The sequence below is a fragment of the Aequorivita sp. KMM 9714 genome, assembly GCF_011065475.1.
Taxonomy (GTDB): Bacteria; Bacteroidota; Bacteroidia; order Flavobacteriales; family Flavobacteriaceae; genus Aequorivita; species Aequorivita sinensis.
In genome coordinates this window covers 1-21,220 of record NZ_JAAGRO010000009.1, presented here as the reverse complement: position 1 = coordinate 21,220, position 21,220 = coordinate 1, and the positions used below count along the sequence as shown (strand labels likewise).

Below are 21,220 nucleotides of genomic sequence, written 5' to 3'. Positions count from 1 at the left end.
TTTATTCTATTACAATACATCTGTAGTTACTTGCCAACTTAAAATTTAAAAAAAGAAGAGTATCTGTATCCTTTATATATTTACTTGGATAACCAATAACTAATGGTTTTTCAAGTTTTTTAACTAAATCATGCTCCATTATATTATGACTGTCAATCCCAGTTCCATAAAGCACACCTGTTCTTATTAAAAAAGGAATCTTATTATTCTCTGACACTTTTTTTATTTCACTAATAATTAAGTCCATCAAATCTGGACTAGGATCTTCTGATTTAAAAACTAAATGTGGTGTATCTTTAAAATCTAAATAATAGCTTTTAAAATCATCCCAACTATCTTGATTAATAAAACTCACTAACAAATCTGCTATATTTATAAAAGTAAACTCATTAGAATCTAATTCATCTTTTAATTTTTCTAAATACAGGCTTTCCTCACTTGGAGGATAAGTAAATAAAACACTCCTACCTCCATTTGCAGAAATTGATAATTGTGTTTGATTCTCTGATAGTAGAGCTATTTTCAAATTTTGAATTTTCGCTTTATGATCTTCTAAATAAGCCATCTATTATATTTTTTGATTTGAATGCACTTTCAACTCTTAAATCTGTTCCATTATAATTTATATATACCCATTCCTTTTTAGCTATTTTCTTAACCCTTTCTAATATTGATTCTTTTGAAATAAACATCCAATTTGCAAAATTATGTTGAAGAAAATTAAATTCTTGTTGATCTAACAAGCTATAAAGATGTATCAAGCAGACAATTAATTCATCTGAAACTCGAACAAAACAGAATGTTTTTTTTCTACTACCTTCTAAGAGATTTAATTTCTTTAATACTGTAAGGTACTTAGAAGCTATTGTCTTTATAGTTACTTCTGACCACTTACCTTTTAATTCGGGAGTTCTACTTATCAAGTCCTTTAAATATGCTTGAACATCAGACGAAGGTAACTCTGCCCTCCCTTGATAATAGTTTTTCAAAAAAACTTTATTATTTAATTCATTAAACAATTTATTATTGATGCTGAAAAGCCAAAATAGAACGATTTCTTTTGACCTATCATCTATTCTATCATCTATCAATAATTTACCTGCAAAATCATTCAACTTTTGATTTTCATTTACGAATGCTGATGATAAAACAGAAAGAAAACGTTTTCTAGATTTTTCAGTCCGTAAATTAAATTCATTATCTGTGATTAAAATTTTATTTAATTCATCATCCTCATTATTATAAAGCAAAGGAAGCGCCTTAATTATTAAATGATAATCTGGTATACTTCCTACTATATTTATGTCTGTATTATATTTCAAAATTAAAATTGCTGTTTTTCATTTGAACAATGTATATTAAACTCTAATACGAATTTCTACGCATAGAATGAGTTTAAAATTCTAGGAGAATTTCAAATATAACATTTATTTAAGGTTGTTTTGAAACAGTTAAGTGTCAATCGAAAATTTTAAATTTTGGAATATTTTTAACACCGCTCAAACTTTCATTCTTTGTTTACTTTGCGTATGTACAGTAGTACCTATGAATCTGAATATTAAACAAAAGTTCTATTAGTTACAGGCACACTGATAATTAAATATGTACTTATGAAATCTTTCGCCATAAGAATCGCTATCTCCATAACCACCATTTTTAAAATTGGACCAATTACTAATTGGGATATTACAAAATATATATGATTTTGAGCCGTAGCTATATTTGTTGGCTTTAATCTCGGCAATTACATAATACTTCAAATCATAACTATATAAAGTTACATTTTTAAGCCAACTGGAGTCTAGTGTATAACTACTTATGCCAGAGCTATACATCCCTTCAGATTTAATAAAGCCCATAAGCTCTCCACAACTAACAGTTTGTGCAGAGGCAAAACAAGAAAACGAAAATAGAAATACAAGTATATATCTTCTCATACTTTTAAATTTAATAGAATAATTATAATGGTAAAACAGAATATTATTCAGAATAGAAGAAATCATGGATTTTAATAATATCGTTACGTCCTATTTGTACCAAATCAGACGTTTGTTTTAAATATATTCCTAAAGAACGTTCATTATATACAAGTTTCATTGATTCATTATAATCTCTAACAGTATACATATCTCCATCTAGCTTATAGAAGGATATCGATTCATTAGTACGACTATTAACACCTCTATTTACAATTTTACCAGAACGCAAAGTTTCTTTGATTGAGGTATCATCTCTTTCACTTGAAGCTGTTTTTACGTAGGCAGTCATCATATTCATCCATTCATGTGAATCTATTAAATACCATCGTACTTTACTAAAATTAGCGCCATACTCATTTATCCATCCGTGACTGGTGAAACCAAATAACACGTATTTCTTTCCATCCAATTTAGGTTTTTCCGCTAGCTGAAATTCTTGTATTTTATAAGTAATAAGACTAACGGCTGACATATCCTTTGCTTTTTTACCGTCAAAATCCAATGTTTTTAAAGAGAAGCTTGTTATATCTGGACGATTATTCATAAGCCATTCTGTAGCTGTTAGTTCAGCTTGTTCTTTCATGTTATCAACACTAACAATAGCCGCTCCTACAGCAGCTAGTCCAGCTGCAGCAGCGACTAGCCCATCATTTTGAGCAAAAGTTTTAGGGACAAAAACAAGAGTAACTAAAGAAAATAGTAATAGTTTTTTCATAAGGTAAATTTGTTGTTAATTAAAATTTTACAGAATACAGGTATCGTAATCTTGTTACAGTCTCTAAGTAAGACAAGATTAAAATTCTGGGGAGAGTTTCAAATATAATATTTATTTAAGATTTTTTTAAGAAAATTTTAATCACTTGATAAATTCTTAGTTTGGCGTGTGGTAGTTGTTCCGAAATATCGATTCAAGATATGAATTGTTTGGTCTGCTTCAATTTTCTCTAAATCTAACTTACACCCTTTTAAAATCTCTGAAGCTTTTATAAAGGTTTTTATTATTAAGGTTTTCATAGTAATAATGTTTTAAGCAAATATAATTTAGGTATTCGCCACATTATGTCGGAGTTAAAAACAGAACTGGAAAGGAAAATTATTGGAGGTTCAAAAAATATTCTTGGTTATTCATATTGAAATGTACTAAAGTCTTTATCTTGGTCCGACATAATTTGGCGGACACATACTTTAACTTTACAATATCAAATACAAATGGCAGGATATAAACCTTTGAGAAGATTAGAAATAATAATAAGCATTTTACAACAACAGCCAGGAATATCGAAGGCTTTAATCTTGGACAGATTACGAAACCGCTACGACAATATCACAAGCGAACGTACATTAGAGCGCGATTTTAAAGCCTTAAATGATGAATTTGGGATTGATGTAAAATATTCAAAAGAGGTAAATGGATATTCCCTTGACACAGAAAACCAAGAACGGGTACAGAGCCTTTTAAAGTTTATTGAATTGATCCACATTGGGGAGCTTTTTAAAGAAGGTTTGGACGATTTTGATTTATTAAAAGATAAAATTGAATTGGAGGATTCTTCAAAATTTAAAGGTATAGCGCATTTAAAAGATATTCTATTGGCTATTAAAAAGAATAGACAAATTCAATTTACACATGAAAATTATTGGAAAGAAACAGAAAAAGAATACATCATTAGTCCTCTCTTATTAAAAGAATATCTAAACCGCTGGTATGTGGTTGGAGTTCCCTTAGGTGGTGATGAAATTCGCACTTTTGGCATTGATAGAATGAAGAATTTTAAAATTGGAAAAGTTTCGAAAGTAAAAAAGAAGAATTATGAAAAACAACTGGATCAGTTTGTAAATATTATCGGTTTAAATTATACGGCACATCCTAAAGTAGAAAAAATCACCTTAAAAGTTTATTCAAAACAAATAAAATATCTGTCGAGTTTGCCCCTACACCATTCTCAAAAAATTAAGATTGATGAAGGAGCTGAATATGGTTTAGTGACCTACCATCTTATTCCTAACTACGAATTTGAGATTGAAATTTTAAAAATGAATAGTATGGTTGAGGTATTAGAGCCTGCTTGGTTTCGAGACCGAATAAAAAATATGATTGCGAGTATGCTTTCTAATTATTAATCAAAAATAAAATAGCCAACTTATGAAAAGTCATTTAAATATTTTTAATACACACACCAACGTTAACCAAATCTTTCAACCAGAAAATGATTTAACTAAAGCTTTTGCAATTTCACTACAGGAGGACCCTTTATTTTTTCACGAAGTATTTAAAGAAATAGTAAACGATACAAACATATATAACGAACTATTTGAATCGTTAAACAGTGAAACCTTCATCAACATCGATATTCAAAAAAGGGCTAGCCAAATATTAAACTTCGACCACATTTTCGCGATTTCGTTAAGCGATTCGGAATTTGGTGATTTTTGGGAACAAAATTATAACCAATCTTTTGATCCAATATGCGATTTGGTAATTCAAGTTAACAATATAGTACTAGTTTTCGAAACGAAAAGAGATAATATTAACTGTACGGCACAGCTTTACAATCAGATATTAAATATTATAAATTCAGAAAACGCAACACAAGATTTCAATAAAAAAAACTATGGAAAAATAATTACACCTATCGACTTTAACTGGTCAAAACTTATGGCTATCGCCTATAAAGTTTCCAATTTTGAAAGAACTATGAATAGCCAAAACAGGTTTTTATCTGATTTTATTTCCTTAGTAAAACATCATAATTTTCGATGGTTACCAGAGCAATCGATTTCTACTCTAAAACCGACAAATAAAAATGCGATAGAAAGAAGACTTGAATCTACTATTGAAGAAGTTGCAAAAACCACTGAAATAAGGAAGCTAAATTATAATGATAGAATAGGACTTGAATTTTACAAACCGTGGGGTAAAGAAATTCTCTTCAGTATAAATTACGAGGGAAATTTAGGTGTGTATATTTATCCAGGAAACACGAAAAAAGAGGGTTATCACTTATTCGAAAATAATCCGAAATTTAGTGAGACGCTAAATATTTTTGGAACTGATTATAAGGTGAAATATAATTATCACATTAAATTCACGAGTTTTCAAAAATATTTTCAGGGCCTTTATTTTTCAGAAACCGACTTAAAAAAACCAATTTACACCACGGAAAACTTTAGAAAATATACGGGGAGGAAAAAAAGAGGAAAACAATGGGACCAGTTGGAACTATTGTTCGATAAAAATCTTAATTACAATTGGAAAAAACAATGCGATTGGAAAAATTCAATTGTTGATTCGGGTAAGAATCAATTCGACATTTCATTCGGGTACGAGGTTTATATTCAAATTCCCTTTCAAAAACTACAAGAATTAGATCAAAATCAATATGATTTGACTAATTTGATAAATTTAGTGTTGGAAATTCATCAAAGTTTTAGCAATGATTTATTATTGAAATAAGCAATAAATCCAACTCATAAATAAGTTTACGACAAGGCGAAAACTATATTAATCTATAAAATGACTATTTACACTTGCAGGTAAAAAATCATTAAAATTATAAAAGCACTAACTAACAAATGTCCAAACCACGCTACCTGACCAAATCCCGCTTTAAGTTGGCTCTAGATTGCCCCACAAAGCTTTATTACACCCGCAAACCCGAATACGAAAACCAAAGTGAGACTGATACTTTTTTACAAGCTTTAGCTCAGGGTGGATTTCAAGTAGAAGAACTTGCGCGAATGCAATATCCCGAGGGAATTGCCATTTTGGGCGATGATTATAATTACGATTTACTAGCAACTCGTACCAACGAACTATTAAAACAAGAAAATGTCGTGATTTTTGAACCGGCTTTTTTAGTTGATGGGTTGTTTATACGGGTAGATATTTTAGTGAAAAAAGGAAATGCTATTCAGCTGATTGAAGTGAAAGCAAAATCCATCAAAAGTGCACATCACACTTCCTTTATCAATAACGAAAAACTAGCAGGAGGCTGGGATGCTTATTTGTATGATATAGCTTTCCAAAAACATGTAATGCAGTTGGCATATCCAGAATGGCAAATTTCATCGACACTGCAATTAGTGGATAAAGATGCCATCTGTACTGTAGACGGATTAAACCAATTTTTTAAGATAGTTGAAAATAGTGAAAATCGAACGGGTATTGTAAAGAAGGATGGAATTACATTAGCTCATTTAGGAGAACCTATTTTATGCAAGATTTCGGTTGATGCCGAAATGGATCTAATTCATAAAACAAATCCTATAAAACCCGAACAATCTTTTGATGAAATGGTCAATTATTATAGAGATCACTATGCCACAGACACTAAGATTTTTTCCGAAATAGGAAAACATTGTAGAAATTGTGAATTTAGATCTGATACGACCGATTCTAATTTAAAAAGCGGTTTTCACGAATGTTGGCAAGAGCAAACTAAACTCACTATTTCCGAAATAAACAGGCCCAAGATTTGGGATGTTTGGAATTTTAGACGAAGTACCAAACTCGCAAAGGAAGGAAAGTATTTTATGTGCGAAGTCACTGAAGCTGAAGTGGGGGTGCAAGCAGAAGCTGGAAAGATGAGTAGAACCGAGCGCCAGTGGGCCCAAATAAAAAAGCAAGTTTCAGGAGACCCCACACCCCTAGTAGAAGTTGATGATCTTCGCAATGAATTATCTTCGTGGAAATTTCCGCTCAATTTTATAGACTTTGAAACCACAGCGGTAGCAATTCCCTTTACTGCAGGACGAAAACCGTATGAGCAATTGGCATTTCAGTTTAGTCACCATATAGTTTATGAAGATGGAAAGGTGGAACATTACAATCAGTATCTAAATACTGCCATAGGAGTGTTCCCAAATTTTGATTTTATAAGAGCATTAAAGGCTTCGTTGGAAGTAAATGACGGAAGTATATTTAGATATCACAATCACGAAAATACTATTGTAAATGTTATCTACAATCAACTCAAGGTTTCCAACGAATTAGACAGAGACGAACTAATGGATTTTATAAAAAGCATTAGTCATAACACTGGAAGTAATGCCGACAGTTGGACAGGTGAAAGAGATATGATTGATTTATATCAAGTGGTAATGAAATATTATTACAATCCAGCTATGAGGGGCTCCAATTCAATTAAAGCGGTATTGCCAGCTGTGTTAAACTCAAGTGACTACTTAAAAGAAAAATATTTAAACCCCCTATCAAATATAAACGTAAGCAGCTTAAATTTTGAAGCTGACTATTGTGTTTTAAAAAATAAAAACGGCAAAGTCATAAGTCCTTATAAATTATTACCTCCCATTTTTGACGGATGGGACAAAGAGAGTCTAGATACCGCAATTACCGACATCGAAGGCATAAGTGATGGTGGCGCTGCACTAACTGCATATGGAAAACTTCAGTTTGAGGAGGTCTCAGAAGATGAAAAGGAGGCTATCCGTGAAGGCTTGTTGCGCTATTGCGAATTGGACACCCTTGCAATGGTTATGATCTATGAATGCTTTAAGGAACTTTGTAAAAAATAAAAAATATAACTGAAATGAACATACTATACCTACACGGACTGGACAGCAGTCTTAATGTTGAAAAACGAGCTATACTTGAGAAATATGGAACAGTTTATTCCCCTCAAATCGACTACCGAAATGATGAAAGTAGTATAGAAAGTTTAATTAATCTATACAAAGACAAAGACATCGATTCAGTTATTGGTAGTAGCATGGGAGGTTTTGCGGCATATTATATAGCAGACAAGTTTCAGCGCCCGGCATTACTATTTAATCCTGCCCTCGCCTACCGTTCTGTTCACCAAAATATTCCTGACATTAAAAACCCTCTATCCAACTTAAAACATCTGGTTTTAGGAGCAAAAGACGAGGTTGTTGATCCAAAGTCAACTTTAGAGTTTTTATCGAACTCAATTGGGATAGACAATTATAATATTAAAATCAGACAAGATTTACAGCATCGAATACCTGAGGAAATATTTGAAGTTGAAGTGAAAGCATTTTTTAAGAAGTTGCTATTGAAATAAAGAAGTATATAATATCAATACTAGAAGTTCTTTGCTATTATCTTAATACAAGCCATAACGCTTTTTCAAACTTCGCAACCTAAATTTCAGGAATACAGCAATTACAGGTAACACAATAATTAGGAAAGGAAAAAGTACACAGAAAAAGAAAAAATTAATTTCGTAATACGAAGTTCCAGTCAAATTTGCGAGATTAATTGTGAAGTCTGTGCAATAGGCATAAATCACACCGCCTATATACATTATCGTCTGATATAGATTATTTAGATTTTCCATTGTACTGTTTTTTTAGTGCTTTAATTTCTAAAGTGTAATCAATAACTTTCACTAATGAATACCACATTATAAGTGGAAATAGGATGACTAAAAAAATCACATTGGCAGCACCATAATTTCCAGTGGAATGCAAAGCACCTATCGCTCCAAAATAGATTTTATCAGTTATATCCATATGATTCTTGAGTAGTTTTACGTGGTTTTGCTTACAATATGCAGTATCGCTATGTGCCGCCCATGTACATTTATCAGGCGTTCTTACATCTGAATTTATAGCTGTAATTCCTCTCAACGAATAGGGAGTTTCTTTTATCGTCGGGCGATAGGCTTCATTGATAATTATCATCAAGAGATATGGAAGTAAGAGAAGTGCTATATTTCTAAAAAATCTCATTTACTAGTAATATTAGGTTATCAAATCTAAAAAACAAAAACCAACGGTTACTCCTTTCGCAACCATCCCATGGCTTTATTAGTATCAATTTTCCACTTTCCGTTGCTGTGTTTCAGTTTAAAAGTTTCTCGTGAGGGGCCATAGGGTCCCGGATTTTGTTGGATAATTTCTATTTTAGAATCTGTTACTTTTGAAATAATAGCTACGTGTCCGTATTTATTGGTAGTTGTGCCATCAAAAACTAAAAGATCATCCACTTTAGGTTTACTATTGCTTGGGTTGGAATATTGAATTAAATTTCTTCGCTTAGTTCTTTTTCCATCTCCTAATCCCTTCTGATAAAAATCTTTTGCATGCCCATAACTATCTGGCATTTTATGATTTAAATGTTGGTAGTAATACCGTTTTACAAATTCAACACATTGGTATTTAAGTCCGATGTTGTATCCATCGGCAGAAGTGTTCCTTCCTTTTACATTTCCAACATTGGCGTTGTAGAAAACATAAACGCCATTTAGGCTATCTACTTTATCACCAACCTGCAATCCATTAGAATTCCATTTACGATATATGCGTTCGCAGGAAGTAAATATCGTCAGTCCAAATATTAATAGAAGCGATAGGCAAATTGCTTTATTGAATTTAGAATATGTTTTCATGAACTGCTTTTTGAAATTCGATATTTAGGTAAAATTATTTCGAGACTCACAAAAGTAACTTCACTTTCCGATTCCACAAAAAATCATTCTATAACTAAATGCAACCTTTCACACTACACCGGTTTAAAATATTTTAAACAAGCTTAGTTAGTTTTAAAAAGAATTTATTGATAAGTTTGTGGGGTAAACTTTAGGGGTGTTCTAAATATTTAGAACTGAGAAAGACCCTTTGAACCTGATCTGGTTAGTACCAGCGAAGGGAAAAGTTAGCAATACATCAACCAAATCGGTAGATGTATTTATACACTTTTTATAAAAGTACAGTGTCTTTACCTGTGCTTTCATTTCAAATAATTCCCTTCTCAAAAACCTTTATCGTTTACAGCATAATTAAAACGATACTGTATGATGATTACTATTTTGGTTAACGAGAAAGCTATTGAAATCAATCCCGATTTCAATATCCTACAACTGCTAGATAAAATAAATTCACCTCAAGATGGTATTGCGGTAGCAGTAAACCATACCATTATTTCAAAACATTTATGGAGTGCCACAAGCTTGTCTGCCAATGACGAGGTTTTAGTTATTCAAGCTACTCAAGGTGGATAATCTCTTCAATTAATAAACTAACACAACTGCAAAAACTTTTCGATATGAAAAACAAGGACACTGCTCCAAAACAAGGAACAATCACAAGACAACCATTTCCAAATTCAAAAAAAATATACGTGCCGGGCAAATTGCATCCACAGATAAAAGTTGCTATGCGTGAAATTTCCTTAAGCGATACAAAAGACTCCCTAACAGGAAAAATAACCCCTAACGAACCTGTTACTGTTTATGATACTTCCGGACCTTACACCGATCCAAATAAGGCGATTGACGTGCATAAAGGGATTGAAAGAATTCGCGTACAATGGATTTTAGACAGAAATAATGTGGAACAGCTAGAAGATTTCTCATCAGAATACGCTCGGGAACGATTAAACGACAAAAGTTTAGACCATATGCGTTTTTCTAGCTTAAAGAAACCGTTGCGAGCAAAAAAAGGTCAAAATGTTACGCAATTACATTATGCTAAGCAAGGCATTATTACACCAGAAATGGAGTATATCGCCATTCGTGAAAATCAGCGTATTGATGAAATGACCGAAATTAGAAAGCAACATAAAGGGGAGCATTTTGGTGCTGCTATTCCTTCTAAAATCACTCCGGAATTTGTACGAGATGAAGTTGCTAGAGGTCGTGCTGTAATTCCATCGAATATCAATCACCCAGAAGCAGAGCCTATGATTTTGGGGAGAAACTTTTTGGTAAAGATTAATGCCAATATTGGGAATTCTGCCACTACTTCTTCCATTGAAGAGGAGGTTGAAAAAGCAGTATGGGCTTGCCGTTGGGGTGCAGACAATATTATGGATTTATCTACTGGTAAAAACATACACGAAACCCGCGAATGGATTATTCGCAACTCTCCTGTTCCTGTTGGAACGGTTCCTATTTATCAAGCTTTAGAAAAAGTAAACGGCGTTGCAGAGGATTTAACTTGGGAGATTTTCCGAGATACTTTAATTGAACAAGCCGAGCAAGGAGTAGATTATTTTACCATCCACGCAGGGGTTCTACTGCGTTATGTTCCTATGACGGCAAACCGAGTAACTGGTATTGTTTCTCGCGGTGGTTCTATCATGGCTAAATGGTGTTTAGCGCATCATAAGGAGAGTTTCTTATACACACATTTTGAGGAAATTTGTGAGATTTTAAAGCAATATGATGTAGCTTTTTCATTAGGAGATGGTTTGCGTCCAGGTTCTATAGCCGATGCAAATGATGAAGCACAGTTTGCAGAGTTAGAAACCTTAGGCGAACTGACAAAAATCGCACGAAAACACGAAGTACAGTGTTTTATTGAAGGTCCTGGTCACGTTCCTATGCATATGATTAAAGAAAATATGGAGAAGCAAATCGAAGTTTGCGACGAAGCTCCATTTTATACTTTAGGACCTTTAACTACAGATATTGCTCCAGGCTACGACCATATTACATCTGGAATTGGTGCTGCTATGATTGGTTGGTACGGATGTGCCATGCTGTGCTATGTAACGCCAAAAGAACATTTAGGCTTACCAAATAAAGAAGATGTTCGTGTTGGAGTAATAACTTACAAGCTAGCTGCTCACGCTGCCGATTTGGCTAAGGGGCATCCGGGAGCACAACATCGAGACAATGCTTTGAGTATGGCTCGTTTTGAATTCCGTTGGGAAGATCAGTTTAATTTAGGACTTGATCCTGAGCGCGCCCGAGAATACCACGATGAAACCCTACCTGCTGCGGGAGCTAAATTGGCTCACTTCTGTTCTATGTGTGGTCCTAAATTTTGTTCTATGAAGATTTCACAAGAAGTACGGGACTTTGCTGCTGTAAACGATATTGTAGATAACGAAGTAATTAAAAAAGGGATGGAAGAAAAAGCGGAAGAGTTTAAAAACAAAGGTTCTGAAGTCTATTTATAATTTATGGTAATTATTATTGCTCCCGAAGTAGATATTTCTGCTGAAACAAACACGCTAAACCAACTTTTTGAAGCTGGTTTAGCCTGTTATCACCTCAGAAAACCTAAGAAGAGTTTCGAGGAACATATTGCTTATTTGAATGAAATACATCCAAAATTTCACAATAGAATTGTAGTGCATTTATTTCATGAACTAGCAAGCGAATTTAATCTTAAAGGTCTTCATTTTCAGGAACAGAAAAGAAAGACATTACTAAGAAACAAAACGGCAAGCTATTTTGATAATCTTAAAGTTAACGGTTTCACTATAAGCTCATCTTTTCATAGTCCCGAGGATATTTCAAATTGTAATATAGATTTCGACTACCATTTTTTAAGTCCTGTATTTACTTCTATATCAAAAACGGAATACACCGGTCGCGGATTCGATGTAAATAGTATAAACAAAACCGTAATTGGACTAGGTGGTATTAGTGCTGAAAACATTAAAAAAATGAAAGCACTCGGTTATAATGGTGTTGGCGTGTTAGGAGGTGTTTGGAACACTGATAACCCTTTACAATCCTTAAAAAAAATAAAAGACAGTTTTGAACAATCATAAATACATTCTTAGCATTGCAGGTCACGACCCCAGTGGAGGTGCTGGAATTACTTCAGATATAAAAACATTTGAAGCCCACGGACTTTATGGACTAAGTGTTTGCACAGCAATTACTATACAACATGATAGTGATTTTAAACATTGTATTTGGCTTGATACGGAAATTATTTTGGCGCAAATAGCTATTCTTTTTGAACGCTTTACTATTGATACCGTAAAAATTGGGTTAGTAGAATCTTGGCAGTCATTGCTTCGTATTTTAGAAAAACTTCACAGTATCAACCCTTCAATAAAAGTTGTTTTAGATCCTATTTTTAAAGCAAGTGCAGGGTTTGACTTCCATTCAGAAGAAGATCAAAATAATTTAGATGAAATATTAAAGCACTGCTTTATTATCACGCCAAACTACAATGAAATTATAAGCTTATATCCAAATTTAGATTATGAAGAAACGCTTCAGTATATGAAGAAATTCACAAATATCTATTTAAAAGGAGGGCATAGATTTGACAAAAAAGGTTGGGATGAACTGCATCAAGCAAATCAAAAAACATATCACTTCCCTCCTATTGCCGATAGTATTTCTGAAAAACACGGAAGTGGCTGTGTGCTTTCTTCGGCTTTGGCGAGTAATATTCGTTTAGGAGATACTTTAAAAACTGCTTGTGATAAGGCAAAGTGGTATACCGAACAATTTTTAAACTCATACCCTTCATTATTAGGAGTACACAACAAAATCGAAATTAAATGATTCCTAATTTACACTATATCTCTCAAGGCGAAACTGCAGGACAACACCAAGAGAACATTCTAAAAGCTTGTTCGCAAGGAGCTGAATTAGTCCAACTTCGACTTAAAAACGAAGATGAGAACACTTTGTTGAAAACAGCTGAAAGGGCAAGGGAAATCACTAAGAAATTCCAAACGAAATTAATTATAAACGACCATTATAAAATCGCGAAAGCTGTACAAGCAGATGGCGTGCATTTAGGCAAAACAGATGCTTGTCCTACTGTAGCGAGACAGCATTTGTACGATTGGCAAATTATTGGCGGAACAGCAAACAACCTACTAGACTGCCAAGAACTTATGGATAAAAAAGTGGACTATATAGGATTAGGTCCCTTCCGATTTACAAGCACGAAAAAAAATCTGAGTCCGATATTAGGCTTAGAGGGTTACGGATCGCTTTTAAATGAATTGCATTCAGAAACTCCCATTATCGCCATTGGCGGCATCACGTTATATGACATTCCAGAATTATTAAAAACAGGGATATATGGAGTCGCAGTTTCGGGAGCAATTACAAATGACTTTAATAATATAAAAGCCTTCCAAAAAATATTAAAAACCCCTGTTGACCAGGTGTAAAATTTAAAACTTAACAAAGCACAAAAATGACAGACACGCTAAAAATAGCAGGTAAAACTTTCCGTTCAAGATTATTTACTGGAACGGGAAAATTTAGCAGTTCCAAATTAATGCAAGAGGCCATTATAGCTTCAGAAAGCGAATTGGTAACCGTGGCTTTAAAACGGGTAGAACTCCACAAAGAATGTGACGATATATTAACCCATCTGAAGCAAGATCACATTAATCTATTACCTAACACCTCGGGAGTACGCACAGCTAAGGAAGCTATTTTTGCTGCGCAATTGGCAAGAGAAGCATTACAAACAAATTGGATAAAGTTAGAGATTCATCCAGATCCAAAATATCTATTACCCGACCCCATAGAAACACTAAAGGCCACCGAAATTTTGGTAAAAGAAGGTTTCATAGTAATGCCATATATACACGCAGATCCCGTGTTGTGTAAACGATTGGAAGATGTTGGGGCGCAATGTGTAATGCCACTTGGAGCTCCAATAGGCAGTAATAAAGGACTTATAACTAAAGATTTTCTGAAGATAATTATTGAACAAAGTAAGGTCCCAGTAATTGTAGATGCGGGAATAGGCGCACCTTCACATGCAGCTTATGCAATGGAATTAGGTGCCGATGCAGTTTTGGTAAATACAGCAATAGCAGTTTCTAAGAACCCAGTGCAAATGGGGATTGCTTTTAAGATGGCAGTGCAGGCTGGAAGGTTGGCATACCAAGCAAAATTAGCCGCAGTTAATCAATATGCAGAGGCAAGTAGTCCTTTAACTTCTTTTCTAAATGAGTAATTTTAAAGACATATTCAATCAATATAATTGGGATACTGTAAAGCAGAAAATCTATAGTTTTACTGCTACCGATGTTCAACACGTATTACTAAAAGACGAAATAACCTTAGAGGATTTTCAAGTATTAATTTCACCTGCTGCCAAACCTTTTATCGAAAACTTGGCGAAACGAAGTCGAGCGCTAACAAGAAAGAGATTTGGAAACACCATACAAATGTATGTCCCGATGTATCTCTCTAATGAATGCCAAAACATTTGTACCTATTGCGGGTTCAGCTTAACTAATAAAATCCCCAGGAAAACCCTTACTGACAAGGAAATTCTCAAGGAAGTAGCATATATTAAACAGTTAGGCTACGACCATATTTTATTGGTAACCGGAGAAGCTAATAGCACCGTTGGAGTTACTTATTTAAAAAACGCCATAAAATTAATTCGAGATCACTTTTCTAATATTAGTATAGAAGTACAGCCACTAAATCAGGATGAATACGAAACTTTGATTGACGAGGGACTTTACGCAGTATTGGTTTATCAAGAAACTTATAATAGAGCTACCTACAAAACCCATCACCCAAAAGGGAAAAAATCTAATTTTGATTATCGATTAGACACACCCGATAGATTGGGGAAAGCTGGTATTCACAAAATCGGTTTAGGCGCTTTGTTTGGCTTGGATGATTGGAGAGTGGATAGTTTTTACACCGCCTTACACCTGAAATATTTACAGCAAACCTATTGGAAAACCAAGTATTCTATTTCATTTCCAAGACTGCGACCACACGAAGGAGAAGTACAACCCAAAGTGGAAATGACCGATGCGGATTTTGTTCAATTAATTTGTGCATATAGATTATTAGATGAAGATGTGGAATTATCTATGTCTACAAGAGAGAGTGAGACTTTTAGAAATAACGTCATAAACTTAGGAATCACTTCTATGAGTGCTGAATCTAAAACAAATCCAGGTGGGTATGTTGTGGATCCGAAATCGTTGGAGCAGTTTGAAATTTCGGATGAACGGGGTACGAATAAAATTAAAGCTATGATACAATCTCAAGGTTATGAAGTAGTGTGGAAAGACTGGGATAAATCGTATTCTAAAAAGTAAAAAATGAAATTAACCGCAGAAGAATCATATCAATATAGCAGGCATCTTAGTCTTGAAGAAGTTGGAGAAAGAGGTCAATTAAAGCTGAAGCAAGCAAAGGTTTTAGTTATTGGTGCTGGTGGCTTAAGTTGTCCGGTGCTGCAATATTTAGTTGCGGCAGGGGTTGGCACCATAGGGGTTGTTGATAATGATAGCGTGGATCAAACCAATCTGCAAAGACAAATTCTTTACACAATTGAAGATATAGGCAAGTATAAAGTGGAAGCAGCTGTGTCCCGATTGAAAAAATTAAATCCTTTTACTCAACTAAACAGTTACATTACGAAATTAGATAGTGATAATGCCCTTGATTTATTTGAAAACTACGATATCATTGTAGATGGCACCGATAATTTCCCTACTCGTTATTTAATAAATGATGCTGCCGTAATTTCGGGAAAAACGGTAGTATTTGGGTCGATAAACAAATTTGAAGGACAGGTTTCTGTGTTCAACTATCGTAACGGACCCACATATAGATGCCTATTCCCAACCCCACCTTCGCCGGAACTAGTTCTTAACTGTTCAGAGGCAGGAGTTTTGGGGATTTTACCAGGTATTATTGGAAGCTTACAAGCAAATGAAGTATTAAAGATCATTTTAGGCTTAGGCAATATATTGTCCGGGAAGCTATTAACTTTTAATGCGCTTACATTAAAACAAGAAATATTTCATTTTAAAAAGAATCCTTCCCTTGTAATAGGATCTTTAGCGCAAGATTATCAAACGTTTTGTGGTCTAGATGATGGGTATGAAGAAATAACATATCAAGATTATCTGCAACAGGCAGATACTTTTAATGTACTAGATGTAAGAAACAAAGAGGAACGAGAGGAACTTTATATCGAAAGCATCCATATTCCTTTAAATGAATTGGAAGTTAGATATACCGAACTAACAGCTAACAAACCCTTATTGGTCTTTTGTAAATCTGGAGTACGCAGTAAGCTTGCAATCAAAGTTCTTAAAAGTAAAAACTTCGAGAATAAACTAGTAAGTCTAAAAGGTGGCATTAACAATGCAGTTATTAATTCTTAATGGAACAGTTTTAGCATAAAAATTATAGCAATAGAGAATGTATATCCTAAAATAGAATAATCAATTACACTCAACAATCTTTCTATATCTTTGCAGATGTACAACAACCATTAAGAAAATTAAAAATTGCTTTATGTTTAAAATTAAGAATATTAAGAAATTAGGTTTCCTTTTAGCAGCAACCGTTTTATTAGGCTGTGGTTCTGATGACAACTGCAATTGCAGAGGAAAATTTCTTGGAAATGAAGGCGTTTTTTATGGCGATGTCGTTAATTGCAGCGACGGAGAGCCTGTACTTTCACAACAAGCTAGCGAGGGAAACAACGTAACATATTTAGGTTGTGACGATTAAAAGAAAGTTTAAATCTGCTCTAAAACTGGATTTCTTAGCTACTTCACAAAGCTATTATTGCTAAGATTTTCTTCTTTAAATTTTTCAGGAAAATAGTTGAAATCGATTAAATAAATTTAGTAAGTTTGCCGTATGGGATTAGGTTTATTAGCAATATGGACTGTTGGACTTTTCTTAGCTCTATTCATTATTATGGAGCTACAAGAAAGACTATAACGGTTTTATATCTACGATTTTATATTAAGTGACAGGCTACTAGAGATTTTTCTTCTAGTATACCTTCATTTATCTATTTATATAGGATTATCAGCTACATACATCCTTATATTAGCTATATCTTACTTATACCCACTTTACAAAAGCTTTTAATTTTACATAAATTTATTAATTTATTAACCTTATTAATAAAAGCTAGCTAAAATGTAATTGTTAAATTGGCCATTAATACTGAATAATATAACTATCACTCTTACAGGATAATATTATTAAAATTTAGTGTATTTAACCAACTAACCTATCAATTTTGAGCTTTTTTAAGAATATAATATATATTTTATTCTTTACTATAACTTTTTGTTATGGTATGAATGACCAGGATTTTAGGGACAGTAAAAATTATTCTTACCTTATTAGTATAGCAGATAGCGACCTTGATAAAGCACTTAATATAGCGAACGCTTTGTTTCTAAAGGCTGATACTTCTCGTGAAATTATTGAAGCAAAAATGATTTCCTCTGTTGTTTGGTATAAGTCTGGTGCAATAGATAAAACCCTTAGTGATGCAATCATAAGTCTTCAAGAAGCTTCAAAATCGGATGATTATTATTCTCAAGCCATAATACAATTGTATTTAGCCAAACGAAATTTGGATGTTGGATATTTAGAAATGTCCAATCTATATCTGGATATGGCAGAAAAAACTATTCTATTATTACCAGAAACAGAAGCTAAAAATTATGTCAGAGTAGAATTATATTTATTAAAAGGAAGTATATTTCTTTCAGAACAAAAGTTTGCTAAATCAATTAATGCTATTGAGCAAGCTGATTCCATAATTAATAATATAATAAGTTCATCTAATAAGAAAAACACGTATTTAGCTAAATTAAATTACCAGTACGGAGCTTATTATTTCTACCTAGAAAAGTTTTCAGAATCTTTACATCATCTTGATAAAGCTTTAAACTTTACAACTCAAGATGAAGAATTGAGCGATTTTGACTTAAATAATATATATAACGCTTATGCAGAAATCTATTTAAAAACGAAGGACCTCAAACAGTGTAGTATTTATTTATATAAAAGTCTTAATGTTCTAAGAAACACAAATTATGTAATGGGTAAAATTCATACATATACAAATGTTATAAATTATTACAATACAATTAAGAATCACGATAGCATATCACATTATAAATCCAAATACATCGCAACTTTATCAATTTTAGATAGCCATCAAAATAGAAAATTGAATTTTGAAGATGTTTTTAAGATTGAGGAGGAAGAAGAAAACGATGTACCAGCAAGCTTCATTTACTTTGGTTTTAGCTTACTGGCTCTAATTTCAATTGGAATAGTTTATAAGCAAAACACACTATTATTTAAAAATTCTGAAAAACAACCAAGTAAAAATGATGCTGATCTTGAATTGAAAGAACCAGCTACTGCAACAGCAAAGAATAATGATTATTTACCGATAGATACTGAGGTAGAATTACTTTCAAAGTTAGATGAATTTGAAAAAAAGAAGAAATTTCTCAATAACAACATGGCTCTTAATTTAATGGCCTCACAATTACAAACAAACAATAAATACTTACGGTATATTCTTAAAAAACATAGGAACACCGACTTTAATAATTATATAAATGAATTGAGAATTTCATATATAACCAATAAGCTTAAAACCGACCCTAAATACCTACAATATAAAATTAGTTATTTAGCAAAAGAATCCGGATTCTCTTCCCATAGTAAGTTCACAAAAACGTTTAAAAGAATAAATAATTATTCTCCTTCAGAATTTATACAAAAATATCGGTCAGAATTAAGCAAAAATCAAGGAGAAAACTTCAAATCATAAATGATATATCCTCAAAGTTATACAAGAATACATTAAAACTTCACTACAAAAAACTCAAATTCTTCAAAGAATTAATTTTCCACCTTTCAACAACTCACCCCTCAAATAAGACACTTAAAACATTGATTATAAGTGGTTTTATGTATTGTTTTTTTCCACCAAATGACAAGACTACCATAATTTATTTTTATTAATTGGAAGTAATTTTGCATAAAATATAGAAATCAATCACAACTGTCTTATGAAAAAACTATTACTCTTACTTTTATTGTGTACAGGTAGTATATACGCTCAAGTAGGTATAGGTACTGACACCCCTAATCCATCCACTCAACTGGAGATTAAATCGGCAAATCGTGGGGTTTTAATCCCACAAGTACCTTTAACTGGTAAAACAGATCAGACTACTATAAATGCAGGTAATTTAGAAAGCTTATTGGTTTACAATACCAGCACAAATGAAACTCTTACCCCAGGATATTATTATTGGTTTCAAGAAAGTTGGCAAAGGTTAATTTCCGATGCAGACTTGCCAGATTTTATTGTTTTATGGGATGTGGTAAATAATCAATTTACCTATATAGATCAGAATGGAGATATTCAAACAATCGACATTTCAGATTTAGAAACATTGACATTTTTAGGGTTAAACGTAGATGGACATACCTTAGAATATACTGATGAAGATGGAGTTGTAACAAGTATTGACCTTGAACAAGTTATCAAGAACTTTGAAACAATCACCACACTAATAAAGCAGGGTGATGGAACTTATACATTCACTAATGAAGCTGGAGAAGTTACTGTTATCGATGTAATTGGTGATGTGGTAACAAACATCGAAAACCAGGGAGATATCTACAATGAAATTATTTCTATAATCACTGCAAATACAGATGTTTTTGTTGATAATGGCGACGGAACTTTCACTCATACCGCCGCTAATGGGGATGTAGTAACATTCGATGCAAATACAACCGCAATGGTTGATAATGGCGATGGAACTTATACTTTCACTAATGCCAACGGTGAAACTATCACTGTTGATGTAATTGGTGATGTGGTAACAAATATCCAAAACCAAGGAGATATCTTCAATGAAATTATTTCTATAATTAATGCTAATTCAGATGTATTAGTAGATAATGGAGATGGAACTTTCACTCACACAGCTGCAAATGGGGATGTAGTAACATTCGATGCAAATACAACCTCAATGGTTGATAATGGCGATGGAACTTATACTTTCACTAATGCCAACGGTGAAACTATCACTGTTGATGTAATTGGTGATGTGGTAACAAACATCCAAAACCAAGGAGATATCTACAATGAAATTATAACAATGCTTCAGGGTGAATATGGAAACGTTATCTACAACCCTACTACAAACAAGTTCTACTATATAGATGAAAATGGAAATCAACAAGAAATTGATTGGTCAGAATTCAATACAGTAAATACAAGCTTTACACTTGTTGGTGAAATGCTAGTAATCACAGATTCTGACAACAACACTGTAGAATTATCAGTAGATGAAATTGCAAATAATAGTACATTCATCAACACCCTTACTACTAATCAACAGTTTATCGATGAAATAATTAATCTAATCGAATTAAATGAAACTGTTACAAATTTAGTTGACAACGGCAATGGTACAATTACCTACACAAATGAGGATAACGTAAGTGTAATTATTGACCTATCGGCAGGACCACAAGGCCCTGCAGGTGAGGATGGAAAATCTGCTTATGAAATAGCATTAGAAAATGGATTTGTTGGTACTGTAACAGAATGGTTAGAATCTTTAAAAGGAGCAGACGGTGCTGACGGTGCTGATGGTTCTGTGGTAACTATTGTAAATGGAAACTGGTATATAGACGGTGTGGATACAGGCGTTGCAGCTGGTGGACAAAACGGTCAAGACGGATTAACGCCAGAAATTGGAACAAACG

At 33.2% G+C, this 21,220-nt stretch carries 22 protein-coding genes and 1 riboswitch; of the genes, 15 read left to right on the top strand and 7 right to left on the bottom strand.

The window, feature by feature from the left end; all coding sequences use genetic code 11:
* Position 1: 1 nt before the first annotated feature.
* The 5 genes from G3A46_RS13565 to G3A46_RS13545 all read right to left on the bottom strand — a co-directional run bounded on the left by G3A46_RS13565 (position 2) and on the right by G3A46_RS13545 (position 2,993).
* Positions 2-565, bottom strand: coding sequence for a hypothetical protein (locus tag G3A46_RS13565; RefSeq protein ID WP_165150636.1), 564 nt, complete (start codon positions 563-565; stop codon positions 2-4).
* On the bottom strand, positions 543-1,322 hold the full coding sequence (locus G3A46_RS13560) for a BrxA family protein (RefSeq protein WP_165150616.1): 780 nt from the start codon (positions 1,320-1,322) through the stop codon (positions 543-545). The genes G3A46_RS13565 and G3A46_RS13560 overlap by 23 nt, the downstream gene beginning before the upstream one ends.
* Before the next feature lie 252 nt (positions 1,323-1,574).
* Positions 1,575-1,937 (bottom strand): hypothetical protein, encoded by a 363-nt coding sequence (locus G3A46_RS13555; protein ID WP_165150615.1) that lies wholly within the window; start codon positions 1,935-1,937, stop codon positions 1,575-1,577.
* Between the two features lie 43 nt (positions 1,938-1,980).
* A complete protein-coding gene (locus tag G3A46_RS13550; protein ID WP_165150614.1) occupies positions 1,981-2,694 on the bottom strand; it encodes a hypothetical protein in 714 nt (237 codons plus the stop codon).
* A gap of 137 nt (positions 2,695-2,831) precedes the next feature.
* Positions 2,832-2,993, bottom strand: coding sequence for a hypothetical protein (locus G3A46_RS13545; protein WP_165150613.1), 162 nt, complete (start codon positions 2,991-2,993; stop codon positions 2,832-2,834).
* A gap of 195 nt (positions 2,994-3,188) precedes the next feature.
* Here G3A46_RS13545 and G3A46_RS13540 point away from each other — a divergent pair, with 195 nt between their 5' ends.
* From G3A46_RS13540 to G3A46_RS13525, 4 genes are all read left to right on the top strand, one after another.
* Positions 3,189-4,100, top strand: coding sequence for a WYL domain-containing protein (locus G3A46_RS13540; RefSeq protein ID WP_165150612.1), 912 nt, complete (start codon positions 3,189-3,191; stop codon positions 4,098-4,100).
* A gap of 22 nt (positions 4,101-4,122) precedes the next feature.
* Positions 4,123-5,433, top strand: coding sequence for a hypothetical protein (locus G3A46_RS13535; protein ID WP_165150611.1), 1,311 nt, complete (start codon positions 4,123-4,125; stop codon positions 5,431-5,433).
* A 158-nt stretch (positions 5,434-5,591) separates the two neighbouring features.
* Positions 5,592-7,514 carry a DUF2779 domain-containing protein gene (locus tag G3A46_RS13530; protein WP_241836904.1) on the top strand — a complete coding sequence of 641 codons (1,923 nt, stop codon included), beginning with the start codon at positions 5,592-5,594 and terminating at the stop codon, positions 7,512-7,514.
* 14 nt (positions 7,515-7,528) lie between these two features.
* Positions 7,529-8,023 carry a YqiA/YcfP family alpha/beta fold hydrolase gene (locus G3A46_RS13525; RefSeq protein ID WP_165150609.1) on the top strand — a complete coding sequence of 165 codons (495 nt, stop codon included), beginning with the start codon at positions 7,529-7,531 and terminating at the stop codon, positions 8,021-8,023.
* Positions 8,024-8,282: 259 nt separating this feature from the next.
* Here the strand turns inward: G3A46_RS13525 and G3A46_RS13520 are convergent, their stop codons facing one another.
* Both G3A46_RS13520 and G3A46_RS13515 read right to left on the bottom strand, forming a co-directional pair.
* A complete protein-coding gene (locus tag G3A46_RS13520) occupies positions 8,283-8,693 on the bottom strand; it encodes a hypothetical protein (RefSeq protein ID WP_165150608.1) in 411 nt (136 codons plus the stop codon).
* A gap of 47 nt (positions 8,694-8,740) precedes the next feature.
* Complete coding sequence (locus G3A46_RS13515; RefSeq protein ID WP_165150607.1) at positions 8,741-9,352, bottom strand: CHAP domain-containing protein; 612 nt, start codon at positions 9,350-9,352, stop codon at positions 8,741-8,743.
* Between the two features lie 182 nt (positions 9,353-9,534).
* Positions 9,535-9,631, top strand: a riboswitch (TPP riboswitch).
* Between the two features lie 126 nt (positions 9,632-9,757).
* Between G3A46_RS13515 and thiS the strand changes: the two genes are divergently transcribed.
* From thiS to G3A46_RS13460, 11 genes are all read left to right on the top strand, one after another.
* Positions 9,758-9,964: a sulfur carrier protein ThiS gene (gene thiS, locus G3A46_RS13510; RefSeq protein WP_206736026.1), complete on the top strand. Its 207-nt coding sequence runs from the start codon at positions 9,758-9,760 to the stop codon at positions 9,962-9,964.
* A gap of 44 nt (positions 9,965-10,008) precedes the next feature.
* A complete protein-coding gene (thiC, locus tag G3A46_RS13505) occupies positions 10,009-11,868 on the top strand; it encodes a phosphomethylpyrimidine synthase ThiC (protein ID WP_165150606.1) in 1,860 nt (619 codons plus the stop codon).
* A 3-nt stretch (positions 11,869-11,871) separates the two neighbouring features.
* Positions 11,872-12,468, top strand: coding sequence for a thiamine phosphate synthase (locus tag G3A46_RS13500; protein WP_165150605.1), 597 nt, complete (start codon positions 11,872-11,874; stop codon positions 12,466-12,468).
* Positions 12,455-13,219: a hydroxymethylpyrimidine/phosphomethylpyrimidine kinase gene (locus tag G3A46_RS13495; protein ID WP_165150603.1), complete on the top strand. Its 765-nt coding sequence runs from the start codon at positions 12,455-12,457 to the stop codon at positions 13,217-13,219. The genes G3A46_RS13500 and G3A46_RS13495 overlap by 14 nt, the downstream gene beginning before the upstream one ends.
* The gene (gene thiE, locus G3A46_RS13490) at positions 13,216-13,839 is read left to right on the top strand and encodes a thiamine phosphate synthase (protein ID WP_165150601.1); all 624 of its coding nucleotides are present in this window, start codon (positions 13,216-13,218) and stop codon (positions 13,837-13,839) included. Before G3A46_RS13495 ends, thiE begins: the two co-directional genes overlap by 4 nt.
* A 26-nt stretch (positions 13,840-13,865) precedes the next feature.
* Positions 13,866-14,639 carry a thiazole synthase gene (locus G3A46_RS13485; RefSeq protein ID WP_165150599.1) on the top strand — a complete coding sequence of 258 codons (774 nt, stop codon included), beginning with the start codon at positions 13,866-13,868 and terminating at the stop codon, positions 14,637-14,639.
* Entirely contained in the window at positions 14,632-15,750 is a 1,119-nt protein-coding gene (gene thiH / locus G3A46_RS13480) for a 2-iminoacetate synthase ThiH (protein ID WP_165150597.1), read from the top strand. Before G3A46_RS13485 ends, thiH begins: the two co-directional genes overlap by 8 nt.
* 3 nt (positions 15,751-15,753) lie before the next feature.
* On the top strand, positions 15,754-16,827 hold the full coding sequence (moeB, locus tag G3A46_RS13475) for a molybdopterin-synthase adenylyltransferase MoeB (protein WP_165150595.1): 1,074 nt from the start codon (positions 15,754-15,756) through the stop codon (positions 16,825-16,827).
* A 133-nt stretch (positions 16,828-16,960) separates the two neighbouring features.
* Complete coding sequence (locus tag G3A46_RS13470) at positions 16,961-17,179, top strand: hypothetical protein (protein WP_139856339.1); 219 nt, start codon at positions 16,961-16,963, stop codon at positions 17,177-17,179.
* 523 nt (positions 17,180-17,702) lie between these two features.
* On the top strand, positions 17,703-19,262 hold the full coding sequence (locus G3A46_RS13465; protein WP_165150593.1) for a helix-turn-helix domain-containing protein: 1,560 nt from the start codon (positions 17,703-17,705) through the stop codon (positions 19,260-19,262).
* Positions 19,263-19,503: 241 nt separating this feature from the next.
* A partial coding sequence (locus G3A46_RS13460; protein ID WP_165150591.1) for a hypothetical protein occupies positions 19,504-21,220 on the top strand: 1,717 nt, incomplete at its 3' end.